The sequence below is a fragment of the Candidatus Uabimicrobium amorphum genome, assembly GCF_009002475.1.
GTDB classification, from domain to species: Bacteria; Planctomycetota; Uabimicrobiia; order Uabimicrobiales; family Uabimicrobiaceae; genus Uabimicrobium; species Uabimicrobium amorphum.
The window spans coordinates 7,867,281-7,887,612 of record NZ_AP019860.1; the positions used below are offsets into that span (position 1 = coordinate 7,867,281).

Below are 20,332 nucleotides of genomic sequence, written 5' to 3' on the forward strand. Positions count from 1 at the left end.
ACGCAGCAGGCTTAGGTCTGTTGCGTTTTTTTTATGAATAGATACTCAATATCCCTAAAAAAAGATGTTACAATAATTGCGAAATCTTAAATACAAAATCCAATAGCAAACAACGGAGTGGAACTTTATGCAAGACAACACCAAAACCAAAATACGTTTGTGGCCTGTCATTATCGTTCTCATAGGAACAATTACAGGTCTATGCCTTGTATGGCTAAAAGATATGCCACGCCAAAGTCAAGTTATCAACACCATGAAAATCATGGGTGGTACGCTTGCTCTCACTTTATTGTGGTTTATGTTTTTATCTCGCATAGACAGAAAAATACGCCAAGTTGTACTTGGTACGTTTCTTTGCGTACTTCTGGCATTTATTGTGCTGTTTAAGTTAGATGAATTTAGCGGCGACACGGTACCCATATTCTCATGGCGCTGGTCATCTAATTACCTAGATATGGTCACAGATAAAAAAAATACCTCTCTTGAACAAGGCAACTACCAGAGAACACCGTTTGATTACTACCAATTTTTAGGTCCAGAACGCAACGCAGTGCTTCCTAATTTACGTTTACAAACAAATTGGCAGCAACAACCTCCTAAGGAATTATGGCGTATTGAGGTAGGTGCGGGTTGGTCTGGATTTGCGACCGTTGGTCGTACGGCAATCACCCAGGAACAACGCGGTGAATATGAAACAGTCACGGCCTATGACCTTGGCAGTGGCAAACTAAACTGGATTTATAAATACACTGCCCATTATCACACAACTCTCGCAGGTAGAGGACCACGAGCAACACCGACTATTGACGGAGAAAATGTTTATACTTTAGGAGCTACCGGGATCCTTAGTTGTATAAAATTAAAAACCGGAGAAAAGGTGTGGAGCAAGGACACCATAAAAGAATACAAAGCCGAGAGTCCTAAGTGGGGCATTAGTTGTTCCCCTTTGGTCGTTGAAAGCAAGGTAATTGTCAGTGTAGGAGCCGGAGGAGCTTCTCTCGTAGCTTTCGACAAGGCCACCGGTAAGGAAATTTGGAAAGCGGGAAATGACCTGGCAAGTTATAGCTCTCCTTTTGTGACCGCCTTCCATTCCCAACAACAAATCGTTATATTCAATAAAGGCAGTATTGCTGGACATGACATAGAAAGCGGTCGCGTTTTATGGCAATATTTTTGGTCAAATCGCCAACCCAATGTTGCCATGCCGATTCCTGTTCCCGACAACCACCTCTTTGTGTCGAGCGGTTACGGTTTGGGATGCCAGCTACTCAAAATAGAAAAAGACGGTGACAAGTGGAAAGCGTCTAAGGTATGGAAAAGTCGTCGTCTAAAGGCAAAATTTACCAATGTAATACGAAAGGATCATCACATTATCGGTTTAGACGATGGTGTTCTGTGTAGTCTTAATTTAGAAAACGGTAAACGCAAATGGCGCAAAGGCCGATATGGCCATGGGCAGCTAATTTTAGTGGGAGACGTATTAGTCATCCAAAGTGAAAAAGGCTATGTGGCCATGGTCCAGGCCCATACAGAAAAATACAAGGAATTGGGCACGTTTGATGCCTTAACTCACAAAACATGGAATACACCCGCTTTGACAAAAAACCTTTTACTGGTACGCAACCACAAAGAGGCGGTGTGCTATGAATTGCAACTTGCTGACGACTAACATAGACTTTTCGACCGGGAACGAGATCGGGAATAGATTCAGCTAGAAATAAACAACAAGGAGCGAATTATGCCACATGCAATGAATAAAGATGTAAAACTATATTACGAAGTACATGGTAGCGGACAACCATTGTTTTTAATCATGGGACTTGGCGGTACATCGGAATCGTGGCGATTTCAAGTACAATATTTTTGTAAATATTACCAAGTCATCGTCATGGATAACCGCGGAGCGGGACGATCCGACAAACCCGATGAGGAGTACACTACTCAGATTTTTGCCAGCGATGTCAAACAAGTGTTGGATGAATTAAATATCGATCAGGCACACATTTTCGGTTTGTCGATGGGAGGAATGATCGCCCAACAATTTTGTCTTAGCTACCCACAATACGTCAAAAGTTTACTGATTAGTTGCTCTGGTACAGGTGCACCTGATCCATACTATGTTCCTTGCTCCGAAAAAGTAGCAAACATACTGCGTATGGATCGCACCGAGGAAAATCGCCGCGAAGTAACCGAAAAAATAATAGAGGTTTTTTACCACCACACGTATCGTACGCAAATACCCGATTTATTAGAGCGTATTTTAAGTCTCCCGATCACACAGCCTGACTACGCCTACAAGCGGCAACTACAAGCATGTCGATTGAAAGAGCATACTTCTCCTAGACTAAAAAATATTGATGTTCCCACTCTCGTTATTCATGGTGAAGACGATGAAGTATGGCCAGTGCAAAATGCCCATAACCTCGCAGAATTAATTCCCAAAGCGCAATGCGCTGTTCTCCCAGAATGTGGGCATATGTTTTTTATTGAAAAACCACGAGAATACAATCGCGAGATACATGACTTTCTCAAATCGATTGTGTAAAAAATTTCTCAACAAAGAATTACAAATAGGTGTCATTCCCACGTAAGCGGGAAACCAGCAATATAAATTTGACTTGTAAACGCTGGATCCCTGCTTTTGCAGGGATGACAACATAAGGAGTTTATATCTTAGCTTCACAGCCATGTGCTTTTGCAGGGATGATACTGTAAATTTTCATAAAAATTGTAAGGTAAAGTTACACACGACGACTAGGTGAATTACAGAAAACAATTTACAAAGGTTTGTGCCATGCATCACATCAACAGACATGATTGGCTACATACTCCTCAAGGTGAACCTAGGGGGTATATCCAATCGCAAAAACTACAAGAACTTTGGTTTCATACAGGAACTATCTGTAATCTAAGATGTCCTTTTTGCTTAGAAGGATCGAAACCTGGCGACAATCGCATCAATAAACTGACATTTGCAGATGCGAAGCCGTACATGGAAGAAGCGCTTGGTTTAGGTGTACAGCAATTCTCGTTTACTGGTGGTGAACCTTTTGTCATTCCCGAAATCATGGAAATTTTAAAATACGCTTTACGTCACAAACCGTGTTTAGTGCTCACTAACGGCACAAAACCTTTATTACAACGTATCGAAGACATAGAAGCCTTACAGCAACAAAAATTTCCGCTTAGTTTTCGCATTAGTCTTGATTATCCAAATCCACAAAAACACGACGCAGGACGTGGTCAAGGAAATTTCATGATGGCTTTAGAAACGTTAGGTATGCTTGCAAATAAAGGATTTAATGTTTCCATCGCACGTCAACAACAGGCTACAGAAGACAAAGAGGCCGTGGAAAATTCGTTTCGTCAATTTTTTGCCGATGTGGGCATTCATCATCCCATTCCCATCATTTCCTTCCCGGATTTTTTGACACCAGGTTCTATACCACAAGTTCCCTATATCACCGAACATTGCATGACAACTTACAAAAACGCCCACAGTCGTGCACAGCTTATGTGCAACTACAGTCGTATGGTCCTCAAAAAAGACGGGAAGATGTGTGTGTACGCTTGTACTCTTGTCGACGATGATGAAGATTATCATCTCGCAACTACTCTCAAAGAATCTTTAGATATCACTATTATGTTAAAACATCATCGTTGCTACTCATGCTTTGCCAGTGGTGCATCGTGTAGCGAATTGTCGTAAATTAAGGTACAATAATATGGAAAATACACAAAAACACGATAGTGTTCGTGAATACTACGGTAAAGAGTTAAATAACAATAAGGATATAAAAACAAGTGCGTGTTGTGCTTCGGGCACAACACCCAAAGAGCACGTGGAAATACTCAAAAAAATCGACAAAGAAATCTTGGACAAATTTTATGGCTGCGGTGCGCCCATTCCTCCCATACTTGAGGGAAAAGTAGTCGTCGATTTAGGTTGTGGCACAGGACGCGACTCATACATACTTTCGCAATTAGTTGGCCCACAAGGACGTGTGATTGGCGTTGATATGACCGAAGAGCAACTCGAAATAGCACGTCGCCATATCGATACGCAAATGCAAATTTTCGGTTTCGACAAACCCAATGTGGAATTTCGTCAAGGTTACATTGAAAAGTTGGACTTTATCGAAGACAATTCTGTTGATTTAGTCATTTCGAATTGCGTGATTAACTTATCTCCGAATAAACATGCGGTTTTCTCCGAAATATTTCGCGTTTTAAAACCCGGTGGTGAACTCTATTTCTCGGATGTATTCAGCAATAGCAGAGTTCCCCAACAATTAAAGTCTGACCCGGTTTTGTATGGTGAATGTTTGGCGGGCGCAATGTATGTAGAAGATTTTCGTCGCCTTCTACAAGGTTTGGGATGCATGGACTACCGTGTCATTTCTAGCCGTAGGTTGTCTATTGACAGTGCTGATGTTGAAGCGAAGATTGGAATGATATCTTTTTATTCGATGACAATGCGCGCTTTTAAACTAGACAGTTTAGAAGACGTTTGCGAAGACTATGGTCAAGTAGCCACATACTTAGGCAATATTCCTACATTTACACATAAATTTGTCTTGGATCGCGAGCACACCTTTGTCACGCACAAGCCAATTCCTGTATGTGGTAATACCGCGGCAATGTTGCAAGAAACTCGCTACAAACCATATTTCAAAATTACCGGGGATCGCTCGCGCCATTTTGGGGTATTTGGTAAGAACACAGGTTGCTGCTAATCGAGTACCATTCGAAGTTTAATTGGAAGCTTTCTGTTTGCGACGGATCGCTTCCAATATCAGTGTGAATTCCTCATCTCGTCCAAGTATCTCAGTCATGAGACGCAAAATATACGTATTGGGATCGGCGCATGCTCTTATGGTAAATAGCTCATCTATGGCAATGTTGTAATCCGCGTGCAGAGAAAGTAAAAATCCCAAAACAATTGCGGTGGAACGACTCACTCCAGCACGGCAATGAACGATAATATTTCCACCTTGAGACAAAAACTGCAAAGCCCTACGACAATCGTCTTTTGTGGCAAGAACAATACCGTTTAAGGTAAGTGCAAAACCTTGCAGTTCATCGGTCACATCATCGAACTTTAAATACAATACTTCTCGTGCATCGGGAAGCCTTACCACTTCTTTTCCCATCGACAATGCGCTATCTTCAGGCGCACTAATAGAAATCACGCGATAATAGTTCGCTTTTTTTTGTGTTTGCTCTACGGCAAATACCCAGTCACTTATAATAATGTTTGTCATTGATGATTGTGGCATAGTTATTATTTGTTATTTATTTCCAAATTTCCATTGACGGGATTGAGGAACCATTTCCCTGCGCTCGTCGCAATATTATTTTGCGGGAAAATAACGCGAAAACCCGGTTCTAAAATAGTCCCGCGCGGATTTTGCGCTGGTTGTGAGCTTTGAATCTCCACACGACGCTGTGTAGCGATTTTCACCCAATTCATTACCGTGACGAACACGTTGCCTTTTTGCTGGCAAACATCAAAAAACGCCAATGCTTGTTTACGATGAAATTCTTTATTGCGACGCGGGTCTGTCAAGTTACTCAGCAACTCTTTTGCCCCAGTTTCGTTTGTGTTTTGTAAATTCGCGATGAGTTGCTCACGCAAATGTTGCGCATTAATTGCGTTTTTTGGTATATAGCGGATGAGATTTTTGCGCTTCTGAGAATAGACGGGGTTTGTAAAATCTATCGCTAAAATATCGGCGATCAGTTCTTCGTCAAGAATACCTTTATGCAACAAAACATCGATCACTTTATTGTCGATATACGATCGCGTAGGAACCAAAAACGCGTGACGCGCATCGATTAACCCAGGGGTTTCATTTTGTGCAAAACGCGACTGCACAGTTTGTAGAGCCTGCATGTACAGTGCTGTGTCTATTGTAATCTGAGGAGCACTTTTACCCAACAAACGCTCGTCGACAAAAAAACCTTTTGGTATGGCAATTTGCGATTTCGCTTGAAGAGGCTTGGTGTCAGACGCCAAGTTCATTTCCATTGTCGAAACTAGCGAGCGCATTTGTTCGTGTAAGTTTCCTTCTCGTGCTGCAACTAATCGATCAATTCCCTTTTTTACTTGTTTACTCAAATTGCTGACATCTTCTGCTTCGAAGAACATTCGTGCCGCAAAATGCTCGGGGTTTTGCGGATCGCTCCCAAAATTTAAACGTAACGTTCCTAGATTGAGCTTGTCGTTGTTGTTCCACCAATCATTGTGTGGCGCTTCGATTTCTTTGAGAATCGGTCCTCCCAGTGTATGACATCCTGAACAACGCAATCTTTGTCCAAACTTCGCCGCCTTGTTGCCCATATTAATTTGTTCTACATCCGCAGCAACATCCTGCGAGTCACCACGATAATGCCACTCAGAGCTACCACCGTTCCCCACGAGTTCCCAAAAATTATACATCTTTTTTGTATAATCCCAAGCAATTATCTCAATCATTAGCGACGATTGAAAGCTTTGCAATGTGGTGATTACTCCCTGACGTTGTGTGGTAAAAAAACCAATAAACAGTTCCTCTTCTTGAACGACACCACCTTGCATTGGTCCTGTGTAGGTATGAAAAACACTAAAGCTACCAAAGCGCGGATTATCATGACCGCGATTTGCAACAATATGCGGTTTTAAAACCCCACCCGCATCTTCGAGTTTTTGTTGAACTTCAAAAATGGTTCGCGGAGTTCCGTCTTTCAAAATAGCGCGAACGACAGCGTCGTCAAGATTGTCAAATTGCGCGCTGCACAATACGCAAAAACTTATAAGTAACAGTATAATTTTCATGATTTCCCTTTCTCATAACAAATAATAATACAACCATCTTATATCGGGAACAAAGAATGAGCAAACTCTATTTTTCAAAAGGGAAAAAGACGAAAAATCGCATCTAAAAAGAACAAGAAATCCACCCTTATTGGCAGCTTTTTATAGCCATAATAAAACTATAAAATATAAATATAAGCAAAATATGACTATAATACGATAAAAAAGAAATACAACTTTTACCGAGAAACGACAAAAAAATATGGCAAAAAATATTGCACATTTAGTCAAAGAGTACCGAATAAAAAACCATTTGACCCAAACTCAGCTGGGAAATCTACTAGGGCGTACAGGAAAATCTGCGCAAGTTTACATATCTAATGTAGAAAGTGGCAAAAGAAAAAAGTTTGCAAGTCAAGAGCTGGAAATGTTGGCAAAAACTCTAAACATTTCGAAAAAGGAAATGAAAGCGTGCGAAGAGTATACAGCAACCAAAAATGCCTTATCACAGAAAAACGCACAAAACCTACGCGAACTATTAATGCGCCAAACCAATATAATCTCTCTTGTTGACCTAATGGAATTAGAAAAAACGTCACAACGCACGTGGATTGTAGCTGTAGAGGGAATTTCACAACACCTTCATTCGTCATTGGCTTTTGACTTAGAATCCACTGTAGTGCAGGAAGCAGTAAAATACAGCATTGCACGAGGAACTCCTTACCGCTATTTACTAGAATTGAATCCACAAAATATTGCCCACTTTACAACGCTGCAAAATAATTTACAAAAAGCACTGCAAAAAGGACACCGCAAAAACCCTACACCCCCCTTGTTAAAAGGAGGCTTTCTTTCCCCTGAGTGGATGATCTTTTCGGTGATGCAGTTGGTGATCTACAAAATTGACAACCAAGTGGTAAGTTATGTCATCAATCCCATGGGAGCCAAGACCGAAGAGGATTGCATTTTATGTTTTCAATTAAGCGAAGAAATGGCACAGCGCGCGGAATTGTCTTTCTTGCTGGCATGGCAAAAGGTAGTTGATATTGAAAATATTTGAGGAAAATGTATATAGAAGTTCGTTTGGTATGCGATGCCCTGACTGTTAGAGAGATTGTTCTCTTGTAGTATAGAAATATGCTATTGTGCGATGCCCCCTCAATCGGCTTCGCACAATAGCATATTTCTATACCTATTTACAACTCAACAATCACACTTTGATATGCTTGCAAAACTTCGATCTTACTGCCTGTAATCATATCATCACAGCAAAACGCCACTGGTTCTTCCCCCAAGTTGTGAACTACGCGACAAGATTTTGTTCCTGCTCGGTCATAGACTAGTAATTTTTCACTAGCATCACTAAGGTCCACAAATTGTACATTGTGCTGGAAAAAACAATCGCATTGCTGGCGTATTTGTAACAAATTGCGTAAGTAAGTATGCACCTGGTGCTCCAGCGTTTGTGCATTTTCTAAAGCGTTTTGTGCTTGCTGCCAATCCATGCGATTACGACACAAATTACGAGTATCTGCATATCCGGTGTGTTCGATCATTTCTTCGTAGAACACATTGTCATTTTGCATGGCAATTTCATCCCCATAATAAATGACCGGCGTACCAGGTAATGTTGCCAATATGGTAAACGCTAATTTTATTTGGCGTGGATCTTTGTCTAGTAGGTCGCTCAAACGTGCAGAAATTCCATTTTTATTGCGGAAATTCCACTGTGGGTTTTTGCAATAGTGTTCATAGAGTAGTGATCGTTCTTGCGAACTACTCATTTCTAATGTCAACTCGTCGTGGCAACGCAAAAACACAAACCACTGACACGCCGATGGAATTTGCTGTGTTTGTTGCCAAATATCGCTTATATAGCGCGGGTTTTGTTTGGCGAGTGACAGAAAAATTTTCGGCATTAGGGGGAAGTGGTACGCAGCATGGCACTCATCTCCCTCCGCAAAATATGCGACAGTTTGTGATGTCGGTTGGCATGCTTCGGCGAGGAGTAATGTTCCCGGTTCTAAGTAATCCAAAACAGCGCGAATTATTTTGAGAATGGTGTGACACTGCGGCAAACTTTCGCAGTTGGTTCCTTCTTCTTTCCATAAAAACGGAGTCGCATCGAGTCGAAAACCGTCTATTCCAAACTGTTTCCAAAAAACAAAAATACGCAAAATATGCAACAGCACTTTTGGATTGCGATAGTTCCAATCGGGTTGTTGTGGGTAAAAGCGGTGTAAATAGTAACGATTTACATTAGAGCTATACTCCCAGTTACTGGTACATAAGCCTTCGAAGATAATGCGTGTTTGTGGATATTCTTTACCCGTATCACTCCACACATAGTAATCGTGGTACTCCGAATTGCGGTCTTGGATCGCTTGTTGAAAAAAACGATGCTCGCTGGATGAATGATTTAACACAACATCAATCACAATACGAATGCCATGCTCATGTGCCGCGGTGATAAAATCGCGAAATACATCTAGGCGTTCCTGTTTACTTTGCGTTTTATTTTCGACCAAGTCGCTGCGAATCGACATGTAGTCTGAGACATCATAGCCGGCATCGCACATCGGAGATTCCAAAACCGGTAGAAGCCACAGGCAATTTACCCCCAAGTCTTGCAAATAAGGTAGACGCTTTTTTAAACCTTCTATCGTACGGTCAAAAAACTGCACATATAGCGAGTACACCACCGCTTTTTGATACCACTGTTCATCGTCATACTTCGCAAAATTAGATTTTTTTTGGTCGCGCAAATACGATTGCAATTCGTCGAGAACTTGCTCTTCACTATTTTTATATAGTTCACGCCACAGTGTCTGAATTTTTTCCATAGTGATCCTTTAGATAGTTTTCGATATACGTAAAAATTTTCCAGAATATATAACACATTACAAGAATTTGTAGCGGAGGATATAGTGTGTCAGAAAAGAAATGCCGCCCCACAGCAACGGAAGCCATCATCTGAAAAAAACCAAATACAATGGTCAGGAATACACCGGTGTAAAACATCAGAGTATGCCGGTATACAACCCCCACAAAACACAAAGAAATGTATTCAAAACCCTTTGCGCAATGACTAGAAGGAAAACTATTGTGGTTACCTTTCCCCTGGAAATTCATCGCATAAAAAGGTTGAAATGGATATTTTCCGCCAAAATCTTTTACGTTGTTTGGTCGTGGTCTTTGCCACGTTGTTTTGATGGATTTGTGTAGAACATGATAGCTAAACATAGGAGCCACCAATATGATGAGCATTGCCACGCGATAATTTTTCCATTTCGCCAAAAATAGACTTAGAGTAAACAGTACAATACTCATCACCAAATAAAAGTTTTTTGTTGTTTTCGCGCTATCACGCATAAAAACGTATGCTGGACTTTCGCTAAAATTTTCCCCATCAAAGAAAAAATGAGAGAGTCCTAAGTCGATATTCGTCGACATCAAAATGTATAGGCATAGCAATATTCCGCAAACTATGCTGACTTTTTTATTCATGTTTTTCTCTTTGTTTCATCGCGTTATTCTTAACGCGCATATATTTGGAAAACTGGTAGAGGCCAAAACAATGTTGTTTGAATTTTGTAAACTTCTCCGGATGTAAATTTTTGATATCCTTTAGCGGGCCAGGGCTTGTTATATCATAAAAGCGTTGTTTTTCACCGTTAATAGAAGCTAAAAAGTAAAAGTTTTTTCCCATCAGGCCTATTTCATGCGCACTGTAGTTCAGTGTAAATGCATAACGATCGCGGAAACTATTATCGAACAAATTGCGTCCTAATCCCTTGTTTACGTAGGAAACTGACGTAAAGCTTGCCAAAGTTGGTAGAATGTCTACTTGGCTTGCCACCTCTTTGTAAACAAAGGGCTTTATAATTTTTGGTGCGTAAATTACCATAGGTACGCGATATTGTGTCAAACCCAATCCGTGCGCTGATTTATGCATATGTGGAACACCTTCTGGGGTGTGAACTCTCTTGCCATGGTCGCCGAAAAAGCAAAAAATCGTATTGTCGAAAAACGGGTCTTCAATTTGCTGCAAAAATACTCCCAAACTATGGTCGAGAAAACGCAGGGAGTTGTATTCCTTGACTCTACGAAAACAATACCGACGCACTTCGTCCGTAGGCAAATCTTTTTTAACAAAACCACGATTGTCTGGAGGAATGCGAAACGGACTATGGTTTCCTGCCGTTTGAATAAAAGCAACAAAAGGCTTATCCGCTGACTTTCTTTTTATTGTTTTGATAAATTCCTCAAACAAATGTAAGTCGCTAATTCCCCACACATCAAAATTGGGCGACTCATACATGTGTTCTTCATATAACTGCAAGTCTTTAATATTGTTTGCTAATATCCCACGAATATTTCCCCAGTTAGCACTTCCACCAACAAAGTAGTATTTATTGTAGTTGTGAAAATCATTGAGAATTGTATGCTGCTTAACGAGCATTGGGTTACGCGAAGTGGAGCGCACCATTCCGATGTCAGGTAACCCTGTAATTGTCGTAAAAATAGACCGTGCCGTATTGCGGTGCGGCGTATAAAAACGTTCAAAATAAATAGACTTCTTCGTTAGCGCGTCAAAATTTGGTGTAGGTCGCAAAGGATTACCAGATAAACTCGTGAAATGGAAAGCCAGCGACTCCATAAAAACAATGACTAAGTTGGGATAACGATTTTGAGTATTGGCCGTTACACTACGTGTAAAATTCAGGTCTTTTTTGTCCTTTACTCCTAGATATTCACTAACCACCTCGTAATTTTTTTGCAACTCGTTCTCGTCATAATCGGGATCTTCGCGAAGACAAGACTCGAAAAATAAAAGTACGGGATTGAGTGCGGTATTGGATACGAAGGAATTGGAAGAAAAATATGCGTCGCTCCAAAACAGAGGATAACGACTAAATTTGGCGTATATACCCGCAAAGGAAAATAGCAACGTTCCGAGAAAGATAGCGATTGATTTTTTCATGGGCATTTGCGAATCGTCACGATGAATAAACTCCAAAACATAACGGTAGCCAAACAAAAAAAGTCCCAAAAAAAAGAAAACGATGCTTAGTATAATGGCAAAAGGATAGCTACTCGTCACCATCCCCCAAGAAATTTCAGGGTTGTAAAAGAATCGAAGAACCACAGCCGTCAGACGGTTTCCCAAGTAGTCATAAAAACCAAAATCAATGATAAAGATGATCAATACCAAAAAATTGACCACAACCAAATACCACAACCAAAATAGCCGTGCATATTTATTATCAAAGGGGCTAAGTTTATTATACACGACACTCAGTAGAAACAAGGGCAAGTTGAGAAAGAGGGTCAAGCGAAGATCGAATTTAAAACCGACATAATACGCATAAATAGTGTTGTAAAAGGAACTATTTTCGTAATTGTATATGTAAAAAGCTACACGCATTATTGTAAAAAAGATCACATTCGCAGCGACCAAAAATAAAAACATGCGAAAAACTTTTTTAAAATCTGCAAATAACAATTTATGTCCTTACTAAATTTAGAGTTCATAGCGCCTTTGTTATACAAGAAGGCAAATTCAGACAATATTTGGATTCATGTTAGCATACAGAAAATATGGTGTCCATCTCTATCGAAAAAAATCTGTCGCGAGGCTGTTTTGTCGAAGTGTGTGATATATTGCATACAGGCTAAGACAAAAGTGAAAAATTTTTCAGGAGGTTTTTGATGACGAAGAGCAAAAAAACGCGTAACCAATCCTTGGGAAATGTTGTTTCATGTAACGATGAGATGCACCAAATTTTTGACCTTGCCATCCAAGCATCACAATCAAACATTCCCATTATCATTACCGGTGAAAGTGGAACCGGGAAAAGCATTCTTGCACGTGAAATTCATTTGATGAGTAATGTCCGTGGCGAATTTGTTTCTGAAAACTGTGCGGCTTTTAGCGAAACGCTTCTGGAAAGCGAACTTTTCGGCTATAACAAAGGGGCCTTCACCGGTGCGAATATCCAAAAGAACGGTCTACTCCTTGCGGCAAATAATGGAACTCTCTTTCTCGACGAAGTCGGAGATATGCCCATGACGATGCAGACAAAGCTATTGTGTGCTCTTGAAAAAAAGGCCGTGAGAAAAATCGGTAGCTGTGTATGGGAAAACACCAATTTTCGTTTAATCTGTGCCACCAATAAATCACTGAGATGCCTTGTACAAACCAAATTATTCCGCGAAGATCTCCTATACCGTTTACAGGGAATTGAACTTCATTTACTTCCTCTTAGAAAGAGAAAAGAAGATATCCCTTTACTCATCGAAAATTTTTTGCAAACGATTCCTATAGCAAAACAAAAAAATATCCACGCAATCGACCATGAAGCACAGAACTTACTCATTAACTACCATTGGCCAGGGAATATTCGCCAACTACATCATGAAATTTCACGAATTGTCGCTCTGAAAAAAGCAGGAAACTGTATTACTTGTGGCGACTTATCCCCACAAATTACAGGTAAAAACCATCGTCAATATCGTACGCTAAAGCAAGCGGTTGTGGAATTTGAAAATCGTTATATACAACAAACATTAAAAATGGTGGAAGGAAATAAGAGCAAAGCCGCCGGTCTTTTAGGTATTTCGCGTCGCTGTTTGTACTACAAAATAGGTGTTTCTTCATAGAAAGCTATTTTTGTGTTGACTTTTTGCAGAAAGACAATGCAAAATATTTAATATATATTTCACAGTTTTCGACTTTTTTTAACAAGTTACAGAAAACGTTCCTGATCCCGAACCTGTTCCCGAAAAAAAGTTCTTGGTTACTTTATCAAGTATAACAAGCACGATAACTTATTGATTCTATAAGCCTTCACCCAAAGATAAGATCTTTGTTTTTTAATTTTCGGGAACGGGATCGGGAGCGGGTTCGGGATCGAGTTATCTATTTTTCGAATCACATAAAATCCGATTTTGGAGAAATATTATGCCACAAGCTATTGTTAAACCAGAAGAATTGCGTAAATTTTGTGCACATCTCAAACAATTTGATTCTAACTTAAAAGAAATGAGCGCAAAAATGAATAGTCACGCGCGTCAACTAGCTACCACATGGCGTGACCAAGAACACCAAAAATTCTCCGAAGAATTTACTCAAGCAATGCAACCTATACAAAAATTACTCGAAGCAACAGAAAAGTATTCACAATTTTTAGTTCGCAAAGCAGAAGCAGCAGAAAAGTATTTACAACAAAAATAAACATTTCTTTATTAACCAGAGCAAAATGACAAAAACCAAATACCTTTTTATACTAACCACAATACTACTTTGTGGCGCCATAATTTTTTGGGGAACTTTGTATACCACACTCGTCATTTTTGCACTTGTCTTTACGACAGTAATACTACTTTGCGTTTATGGATTTATTCGGGGAGTTGTGCTTTCTTCGGCAAGTCATCGTTTGCTACTATTTTTCCGATTCCGTTTTCAGGTACTCAACAATGAGATTACCGTACCCGAAGATACCAATTTTGTTGCCACGCAACTAAAAAAAATTGAACAGCAAATACAAGATAAAGAAGCCAAGGAAGCACAACTACGCTCCTCTGATGAACAGCAAACAATTACCTCTTTTGCTAGATAGCCGCAGGTGCATAATGGCGGAAAAACAACTCCTACAGAAATTTCGAGAGCTTTTACAAAAACTCAATGCAACAAAACAACTTATTGAGCAGCAGCATTCTGATATACTCAGCAATAATTTACACTCCATTCCCGACATGGGAATTGCCAAAGATGAAGCGACCGCTTCGCAAGTTGAACAGCAAATCCAGCAACTACGCGATATGGTACTTGCCTCTCCTGCACTCACCTTCACAGCAGCGGAAAATTCCTCAAAAAAAGAACAGACTCAGACACCACAGTCACAGCCACAGTCACAGACGCAAACGCAATCACAGCCACAACAAGACCCCCTCCGCAAATACGAAGAAAACAAAGAACATCTACTGCAATGTATCGGCGACGACCAGTATGGAGTTTGTCCATGGGAACGTCGCGATGTTTGGGATAACTATACACCTTTGCAAGAATTCGATTCTCTACCACTCACACGCGTAGGTACCGAGGAAATTTCACACAGTGATGAAACCATCACCATACCACTCAGCTTGGATATCTTGGGGAATAAGAACGTCCTCATTAAATCACAACAATACGCCACAGCGATTGACACGCTGCAAAATATTTCTCTACGTTTACTGGTTTCTCTTCCTCCAGCACGCCTACGCTTTTTGATGATAGACCCTGTAGGTGTGGGGTCCAATTTCGCGGGTTTTATGCATCTACCAGAAGAAGCCGTGAGTGGAAAGATTTGGTCAGATCCTCAAAAAATCGAAGAGAGACTGGGTGAATTGTGCGAACATATGGAAAACATTATCCAAAAATATCTACTTAACCAATATAAATCCATGGAGGAATACAACGAAGCCGCTGCAGAGGTCGCAGAGCCTTATCGTGTTGTTGTTGTCGCCAATTTTCCTACAAATTTTAGTACCTACGCAGCACAACGTCTACTCAGTTTAGCGCAAAACGGTCCGAAAAGTGGTATGTATGTGATCATACATCTCGACCCCTCGAAAAAAATGCCACATAACTTTTCCAGCGAAGATTTGGAAAAAGTGTGTCATGTATTTTGCGATAAGAAATCAAAAAACGAAACAGTAATCGTTCAGCAGGGCAAGAAAACAAAGATTTCACTAGAAAGCCCTCCTCCGCCACAAAGATTCAACGACATAGTACACAAAGTAAAAGAAACGTACAATGCGGCAAGCCATGTAACCGTTCCTTACGAAAAATTTGTGGCCCGTTTGTACCCGCAGTGGTGGCAAAAAGATTCGCGAAATCATGTACAGATTCCTATCGGAAAGTCTGGACGCAATGAACTATATTTTTCCGTAGGTAAAGGACTAACCCATCATGCACTTATGGTGGGAAAAACCGGCTCGGGCAAAAGTACTCTTCTCAATATCCTAATTCTTGGAGCTGCGATTGCATACTCCCCCGAAGAAATACAACTGTATCTCATAGACTTTAAAGAAGGTGTCGAATTCAAAAAATACGCCGATCCTATTTTGCCGCACGCGAAAGTAATTGCAATACAAAGTGAGAGAGAATTTGGCATTAGTGTACTAAAGGGCCTTGACGAAGAATTGACCTATCGCGGCGATGAGCTATTTCGTCCGCACAAGGTAAAAAACATCACCGAATATCGCAACAAGCAAGGAAAAAGCTTACCGCGCATTTTGTTAGTGGTCGATGAATTCCAAGAATTCTTTACCGAAGAAGATCAATTGGCCATGCAGGCACGCAACATACTGGAGAGACTAGTACGCAAAGGTAGAAGTGCCGGTATACACATTGTACTTTCTAGCCAATCATTAAGTGGCTCGGGTAGTTTACCACTGGCGATTACCAATCAAATTGCCATTCGTATTGCCCTACAATGTAGCGACGGTGATTCGCGATCCATACTCGGAGACAACAACCCCGCGGCAAAACATCTCAGTCGTCCAGGAGAGGGAATTTACAACGACGCCAATGGTCTTGTGGAAGGCAACAGCGTTTTTCAAACGTTTTGGCTAGAAGATCATATTATGGAAGAGTATTTGCAAAAAATACACAACGAAGCGCCATTTCGCTGCGAGACAGTGTTATTTGAAGGTGACACCCTGGCAAATATCATTGATAATAAATCTTTGCAAAAAGTACTAGAGAGTAGCGAAGTTGACCGTAGCAAAATAAAAATATGGCTTGGACAACCCATTGCGATGAAAGACGAACACACACACATTCTTTTGCAACAACAAACAGGTGCCAATATTTTGTTTATGGGGCAAAACGAAGAAAGAATACTCGGAATCTTCCTAAGTGCGATGCTGAGTGTTATGGCACAAAGTTGCCCACAAAAAACAAAATTTTACATTATCAATTTGGGGACTACCGACACCGCATGGCAAAGTGCACTCGATGTAGTGGTCAGCAGCAAAAATTCGCCTTTCTCTTTGATGAAAATGGAAAAAAATCGCCGTGCTTGTGTAGAAATGGTAAACGAAATTCACGCCATTGTTGATGAAAGATTGCAACAGGAAACTATGGAACGCAACGACGAAAAAGTCTACTTGTTCTTTATTGGTTTACAGCGTGCGCGGGACCTCTACGCTCCCGATTCTTGGTCACCTCCGGAAGAGACAAAAAAATTCACCACTATCTTAGAAGAAGGACCCGACGTAGGGGTGCACTCATTTATACATTGCGACACCAAAGCAAATATGAATAAGATTCTCAGTCAATCACTGAAAGAATTTGATATACGCGTCACATTACAGATGAATGCCATGGACTCTTCGGCCATTCTCGATTCCATACTCGCGAGTAAACTCGATGCAAATCGCGCCGTTGTGTATAACGAAGAACACAGCGCGGAGTTAGAAAAATTTTGCCCTTATGAATTTCCCAACAAAAAGTGGATAGAAACGCTGTTTGATAAATTAGGTACAAATCATGATAATATATAGCCCAGAAAAAATCGATACCTTGTCCGCGCCGCATGTTGACGCTTCTCGTGTGACCAAAGTACAACAACTGCTACACAAATTTTTCCATACCTTGCAGGTTTGTGACCTTGAAATTCTGCAAAAAAACGACAGCAAACGCTATGAAACCATTTTGCGTAACATTACACGTATCGAAGAAATGTTGCAAAACGAAATCGATGATAAAAAATTAGCAGTATTAAAAAATATCGCAACAAACAGCCAAAATGTTCTTTCTACTGCGGTACGCGAATCCCTTCCATTGTTACTTGCTTCTTCCAAAGATAAGGCACAACAACAACAGCAAAAAATAGAAGAGCAGCAACGACTACGACAAAACATACGCGAACAAATTTTATATTTCGCCGAAAAATTTGCTCTATACGACAGCAATAACCTGGAGCTATATGCCCCAGAACTGTGGAAAGAAATACGCCATGATCTCGATTTAATAGAGAATATGTTACGCGAAATAGACGAAGAAACACTGCCTATTTTAGACGCAACGATGACGCAGTTGCTAGGAAAACTAGAAAAAGCGCAAGAAATTTCGATCCGCAAACAACAACAACTCACTGAGCACTTACAGGACACAAACGATAAACTGCAAAACTTTATCACCACGATCGCCGCCGTAGACTACCCACTTCTGCTAACCCACAAGCCACAGAATGCACAAGAATTGCTTGAGGATTTTCAGAAAGTAGAAAAAAGCTTCTTCTTCAATGAAAGTTCCGCGGCGCTCGATTATCGTGTTGCCAATGCGCAAATGGACGATACCCAAAAAATACTTGCGGTTTCTTTACCTGTTTGGCAAGACGAGATTGTCCAAGAACAACAGCGTCTTTTACACACAAAAACTCAGTTGCAAAAAGAGTGTGAAAAAGAAAAAGAACTTTGTACACAAGCGATCACCTTCTTATCGAAAAAACGTTTACTCGCTTTAGGTGCTTGTATACCATTTATCCTTATTTGCATGCTCGCGATAAGTGGCTACTCATTGATAAAAGACATCTCTTTTTTATTGCCACAAACTCCCATAGAGCACATCGCTTCTTTTTACAATATTTCTACGCCATTTGCCCTACTGATTAGCTTTGCACTCACCGCTGTTGCCGTGGCGATTTTTACTCTAACAAAACAACTTTCCGTCACTCCCTACAGCAACGCAATCATGAAGCAACATGTCTTAAAACAATTTTGCGATTTGCGCAAACAGTACCATTATACCACAGGGATCATTGTGCTGGGTATTTTCATGGCGACAGTTACCTATATATGGGGAAGTTCGTTCATCCACCACGCTGGGCATCTCAAAAGTCACTCGCAACGCGAGCTCAATTTTCATCATCTCGATATTTTAGAAAAATATCGTGAACATCCACAGTTAAAAGTAGCTGCGGAAGATACGCTATTCACCATTTACCAAAAGTACCGCGATGCCCCACAAATGGAGAAATATAATTCGCGTTACAAAGAACAACTTATCCAACAACAAAATTGGCAGCGCGTGTCACAAATATTTCCCGATCATAAATTTGCGGCAATTTTTATTCAAAAAAGTACCACACTTAGTGAAATTCCGCATTTTAATAAAAAGGTATTGCAAATATTAGTAAAGGCAAAACCACGCCAAACAGCTGCGGCAGCATTAAAACAACTAAAGGTTGTTGAACCGCAACGCCAACAACATTGGCAGATGGTCTTTTCTTTCTATCATGATCAGGGGAAAAAACACGATGAGGCAATCGAATATTTCTCTCTACATGGAGAAGATACCTGGGTAGATAAGATTCTGAACTTGCTAACTATTGAATTACCAACTCCGAAACGGAAAGTTGTCACAAAAGCACTTGTCATTCTCGCCAAACGCTATGAAGACCAAAAGGAAAAAGTGGCGGGGCACTTTGTGAATATCGCCAAAAAATCAGACGCAAAGTCTCGCGAAATTGTTTTGTATGGTTTGGCAAAAATAATGCATTTACCAACAAAAGGTTATCTGCGAAGTAACATGCTTTTGGTGAAGATGAAACCCGTACAAATAAAAATAATTCAAGCTCTCACTACAATGAACGACAAAAACAGTATTGACAATTTGCTAATACTGCTCTGCACTTCAACACATTACGCGGTACGAAAAGAAGCGGCAGTTGCCCTAAAAACTCTCTACAAGAATTACTTTCCGTTGTGGAAAAAAATAGCGCAAACCAAATCGCCCACCATGCGTAAAAAAATATTAGTAAAATATAGTGTGCGCTACAAAATTATTTCCGCAGTAAAGTGCATTGCCCAAATAGAAAATTCCGCTGCGCAAAAAGCACTGCAAATTTTACTAGCTCATCAACGAAAACAGGCCCAGATTGCATTAATCCACACATTTTCTGGCCAAGAGTTGATGATAAAAAAACTACTACAAGAACTCGGATATCACAATATCAAAATGGTTCATAGCATCGAAGCCATTCCCGAAGTAAATCTAATCGTCGTTGCCGAAAAAAAAGCCATATCCCAAGAACGCATCCAAGAGTTTATCTCACAAGGAACCAAAGTGTTATTGCTGTATAATTGCGGTGAGGTGCTCGGGGGCGCGTGGCAACAACACAGTACGGAAAATCACCGTGTCATTAGTATGGCATCTGGCTTTTTGGGAGATATCAATCAACGCTTTTCCGTACAAAAGCAGTTCGATACATTTTTCGTCACCTCGCCTTATCCCGACGCCTGGATTCCTTATGCAGGAAACCATCAAGGATATACAATTTTGTCTCACAGTGTGAACAAAGAAGTTCGCGGTTTGATGTTTACGTATAACCCTTTACACTTAAGTAAAGATGGCCGCAAAATTCTCAGTATTGTGGTGGATTTTTTATTGAAGATAAAGAGGTTTGACTTAAAGTTTTCACAGAAAAAAAACAAATAGGTGTGTTTGCCGCACAAAATCGTGGATGGAATGATAAATAAGAT

General features: G+C 40.5%; 15 protein-coding genes. 10 read left to right on the top strand and 5 right to left on the bottom strand.

What is annotated here, in order from left to right; translation table 11 throughout:
• Positions 1–127: 127 nt before the first annotated feature.
• The 4 genes from UABAM_RS27570 (at position 128) to UABAM_RS27585 (ending at position 4,736) form a co-directional block, all read left to right on the top strand.
• Positions 128–1,669, top strand: a complete 1,542-nt coding sequence (locus tag UABAM_RS27570) for a PQQ-binding-like beta-propeller repeat protein (RefSeq protein ID WP_151971212.1) — start codon at positions 128–130, stop codon at positions 1,667–1,669.
• A 69-nt stretch (positions 1,670–1,738) separates the two neighbouring features.
• A complete protein-coding gene (locus UABAM_RS27575) occupies positions 1,739–2,545 on the top strand; it encodes an alpha/beta fold hydrolase (RefSeq protein WP_151971213.1) in 807 nt (268 codons plus the stop codon).
• 249 nt (positions 2,546–2,794) lie between these two features.
• Positions 2,795–3,709: a radical SAM protein gene (locus UABAM_RS27580; protein ID WP_151971214.1), complete on the top strand. Its 915-nt coding sequence runs from the start codon at positions 2,795–2,797 to the stop codon at positions 3,707–3,709.
• Between the two features lie 16 nt (positions 3,710–3,725).
• Positions 3,726–4,736 (top strand): methyltransferase domain-containing protein, encoded by a 1,011-nt coding sequence (locus UABAM_RS27585; protein WP_151971215.1) that lies wholly within the window; start codon positions 3,726–3,728, stop codon positions 4,734–4,736.
• A gap of 18 nt (positions 4,737–4,754) precedes the next feature.
• On the opposite strand, the gene UABAM_RS27590 is transcribed toward UABAM_RS27585, so the two are convergent.
• Positions 4,755–5,264 carry a dual specificity protein phosphatase family protein gene (locus UABAM_RS27590; protein ID WP_173013614.1) on the bottom strand — a complete coding sequence of 170 codons (510 nt, stop codon included), beginning with the start codon at positions 5,262–5,264 and terminating at the stop codon, positions 4,755–4,757.
• A gap of 20 nt (positions 5,265–5,284) precedes the next feature.
• Positions 5,285–6,817, bottom strand: coding sequence for a hypothetical protein (locus tag UABAM_RS27595; RefSeq protein ID WP_151971217.1), 1,533 nt, complete (start codon positions 6,815–6,817; stop codon positions 5,285–5,287).
• 241 nt (positions 6,818–7,058) lie between these two features.
• Here UABAM_RS27595 and UABAM_RS27600 point away from each other — a divergent pair, with 241 nt between their 5' ends.
• Complete coding sequence (locus UABAM_RS27600; RefSeq protein ID WP_151971218.1) at positions 7,059–7,856, top strand: helix-turn-helix domain-containing protein; 798 nt, start codon at positions 7,059–7,061, stop codon at positions 7,854–7,856.
• A 136-nt stretch (positions 7,857–7,992) separates the two neighbouring features.
• On the opposite strand, the gene UABAM_RS27605 is transcribed toward UABAM_RS27600, so the two are convergent.
• Genes UABAM_RS27605 through UABAM_RS27615 form a run of 3 tightly spaced genes read right to left on the bottom strand, consistent with a single transcriptional unit; the run spans position 7,993 to position 12,023 of the window.
• Positions 7,993–9,639: an alpha-amylase family glycosyl hydrolase gene (locus tag UABAM_RS27605; RefSeq protein ID WP_151971219.1), complete on the bottom strand. Its 1,647-nt coding sequence runs from the start codon at positions 9,637–9,639 to the stop codon at positions 7,993–7,995.
• Complete coding sequence (locus tag UABAM_RS27610) at positions 9,611–10,303, bottom strand: phosphatase PAP2 family protein (RefSeq protein WP_151971220.1); 693 nt, start codon at positions 10,301–10,303, stop codon at positions 9,611–9,613. Before UABAM_RS27610 ends, UABAM_RS27605 begins: the two co-directional genes overlap by 29 nt.
• Positions 10,296–12,023 (bottom strand): LTA synthase family protein, encoded by a 1,728-nt coding sequence (locus UABAM_RS27615; protein ID WP_173013615.1) that lies wholly within the window; start codon positions 12,021–12,023, stop codon positions 10,296–10,298. Before UABAM_RS27615 ends, UABAM_RS27610 begins: the two co-directional genes overlap by 8 nt.
• Before the next feature lie 485 nt (positions 12,024–12,508).
• On the opposite strand from UABAM_RS27615, the gene UABAM_RS27620 reads away from it, so the two are divergent.
• The 5 genes from UABAM_RS27620 to UABAM_RS27640 all read left to right on the top strand — a co-directional run bounded on the left by UABAM_RS27620 (position 12,509) and on the right by UABAM_RS27640 (position 20,288).
• Positions 12,509–13,459 carry a sigma 54-interacting transcriptional regulator gene (locus tag UABAM_RS27620; RefSeq protein ID WP_151971222.1) on the top strand — a complete coding sequence of 317 codons (951 nt, stop codon included), beginning with the start codon at positions 12,509–12,511 and terminating at the stop codon, positions 13,457–13,459.
• Between the two features lie 301 nt (positions 13,460–13,760).
• Positions 13,761–14,033, top strand: coding sequence for a WXG100 family type VII secretion target (locus UABAM_RS27625; RefSeq protein WP_151971223.1), 273 nt, complete (start codon positions 13,761–13,763; stop codon positions 14,031–14,033).
• 25 nt (positions 14,034–14,058) lie between these two features.
• The gene (locus UABAM_RS27630; protein ID WP_151971224.1) at positions 14,059–14,418 is read left to right on the top strand and encodes a hypothetical protein; all 360 of its coding nucleotides are present in this window, start codon (positions 14,059–14,061) and stop codon (positions 14,416–14,418) included.
• 13 nt (positions 14,419–14,431) lie between these two features.
• Complete coding sequence (locus UABAM_RS27635; RefSeq protein ID WP_173013616.1) at positions 14,432–17,350, top strand: FtsK/SpoIIIE domain-containing protein; 2,919 nt, start codon at positions 14,432–14,434, stop codon at positions 17,348–17,350.
• Positions 17,337–20,288 carry a hypothetical protein gene (locus tag UABAM_RS27640; RefSeq protein ID WP_151971226.1) on the top strand — a complete coding sequence of 984 codons (2,952 nt, stop codon included), beginning with the start codon at positions 17,337–17,339 and terminating at the stop codon, positions 20,286–20,288. The genes UABAM_RS27635 and UABAM_RS27640 overlap by 14 nt, the downstream gene beginning before the upstream one ends.
• Positions 20,289–20,332: the final 44 nt, after the last annotated feature.

Coding starts and splice junctions, on each gene's coding strand:
- UABAM_RS27575 (WP_151971213.1), top strand. CDS start 1,739: ATGCCACATGCAATGAATAAAGATGTAAAACTATATTACGAAGTACAT.
- UABAM_RS27640 (WP_151971226.1), top strand. CDS start 17,337: ATGATAATATATAGCCCAGAAAAAATCGATACCTTGTCCGCGCCGCAT.
- UABAM_RS27610 (WP_151971220.1), bottom strand. CDS start 10,303: ATGAATAAAAAAGTCAGCATAGTTTGCGGAATATTGCTATGCCTATAC.
- UABAM_RS27600 (WP_151971218.1), top strand. CDS start 7,059: ATGGCAAAAAATATTGCACATTTAGTCAAAGAGTACCGAATAAAAAAC.
- UABAM_RS27590 (WP_173013614.1), bottom strand. CDS start 5,264: ATGACAAACATTATTATAAGTGACTGGGTATTTGCCGTAGAGCAAACA.
- UABAM_RS27595 (WP_151971217.1), bottom strand. CDS start 6,817: ATGAAAATTATACTGTTACTTATAAGTTTTTGCGTATTGTGCAGCGCG.
- UABAM_RS27625 (WP_151971223.1), top strand. CDS start 13,761: ATGCCACAAGCTATTGTTAAACCAGAAGAATTGCGTAAATTTTGTGCA.
- UABAM_RS27620 (WP_151971222.1), top strand. CDS start 12,509: ATGACGAAGAGCAAAAAAACGCGTAACCAATCCTTGGGAAATGTTGTT.
- UABAM_RS27630 (WP_151971224.1), top strand. CDS start 14,059: ATGACAAAAACCAAATACCTTTTTATACTAACCACAATACTACTTTGT.
- UABAM_RS27585 (WP_151971215.1), top strand. CDS start 3,726: ATGGAAAATACACAAAAACACGATAGTGTTCGTGAATACTACGGTAAA.
- UABAM_RS27570 (WP_151971212.1), top strand. CDS start 128: ATGCAAGACAACACCAAAACCAAAATACGTTTGTGGCCTGTCATTATC.
- UABAM_RS27580 (WP_151971214.1), top strand. CDS start 2,795: ATGCATCACATCAACAGACATGATTGGCTACATACTCCTCAAGGTGAA.
- UABAM_RS27605 (WP_151971219.1), bottom strand. CDS start 9,639: ATGGAAAAAATTCAGACACTGTGGCGTGAACTATATAAAAATAGTGAA.
- UABAM_RS27635 (WP_173013616.1), top strand. CDS start 14,432: ATGGCGGAAAAACAACTCCTACAGAAATTTCGAGAGCTTTTACAAAAA.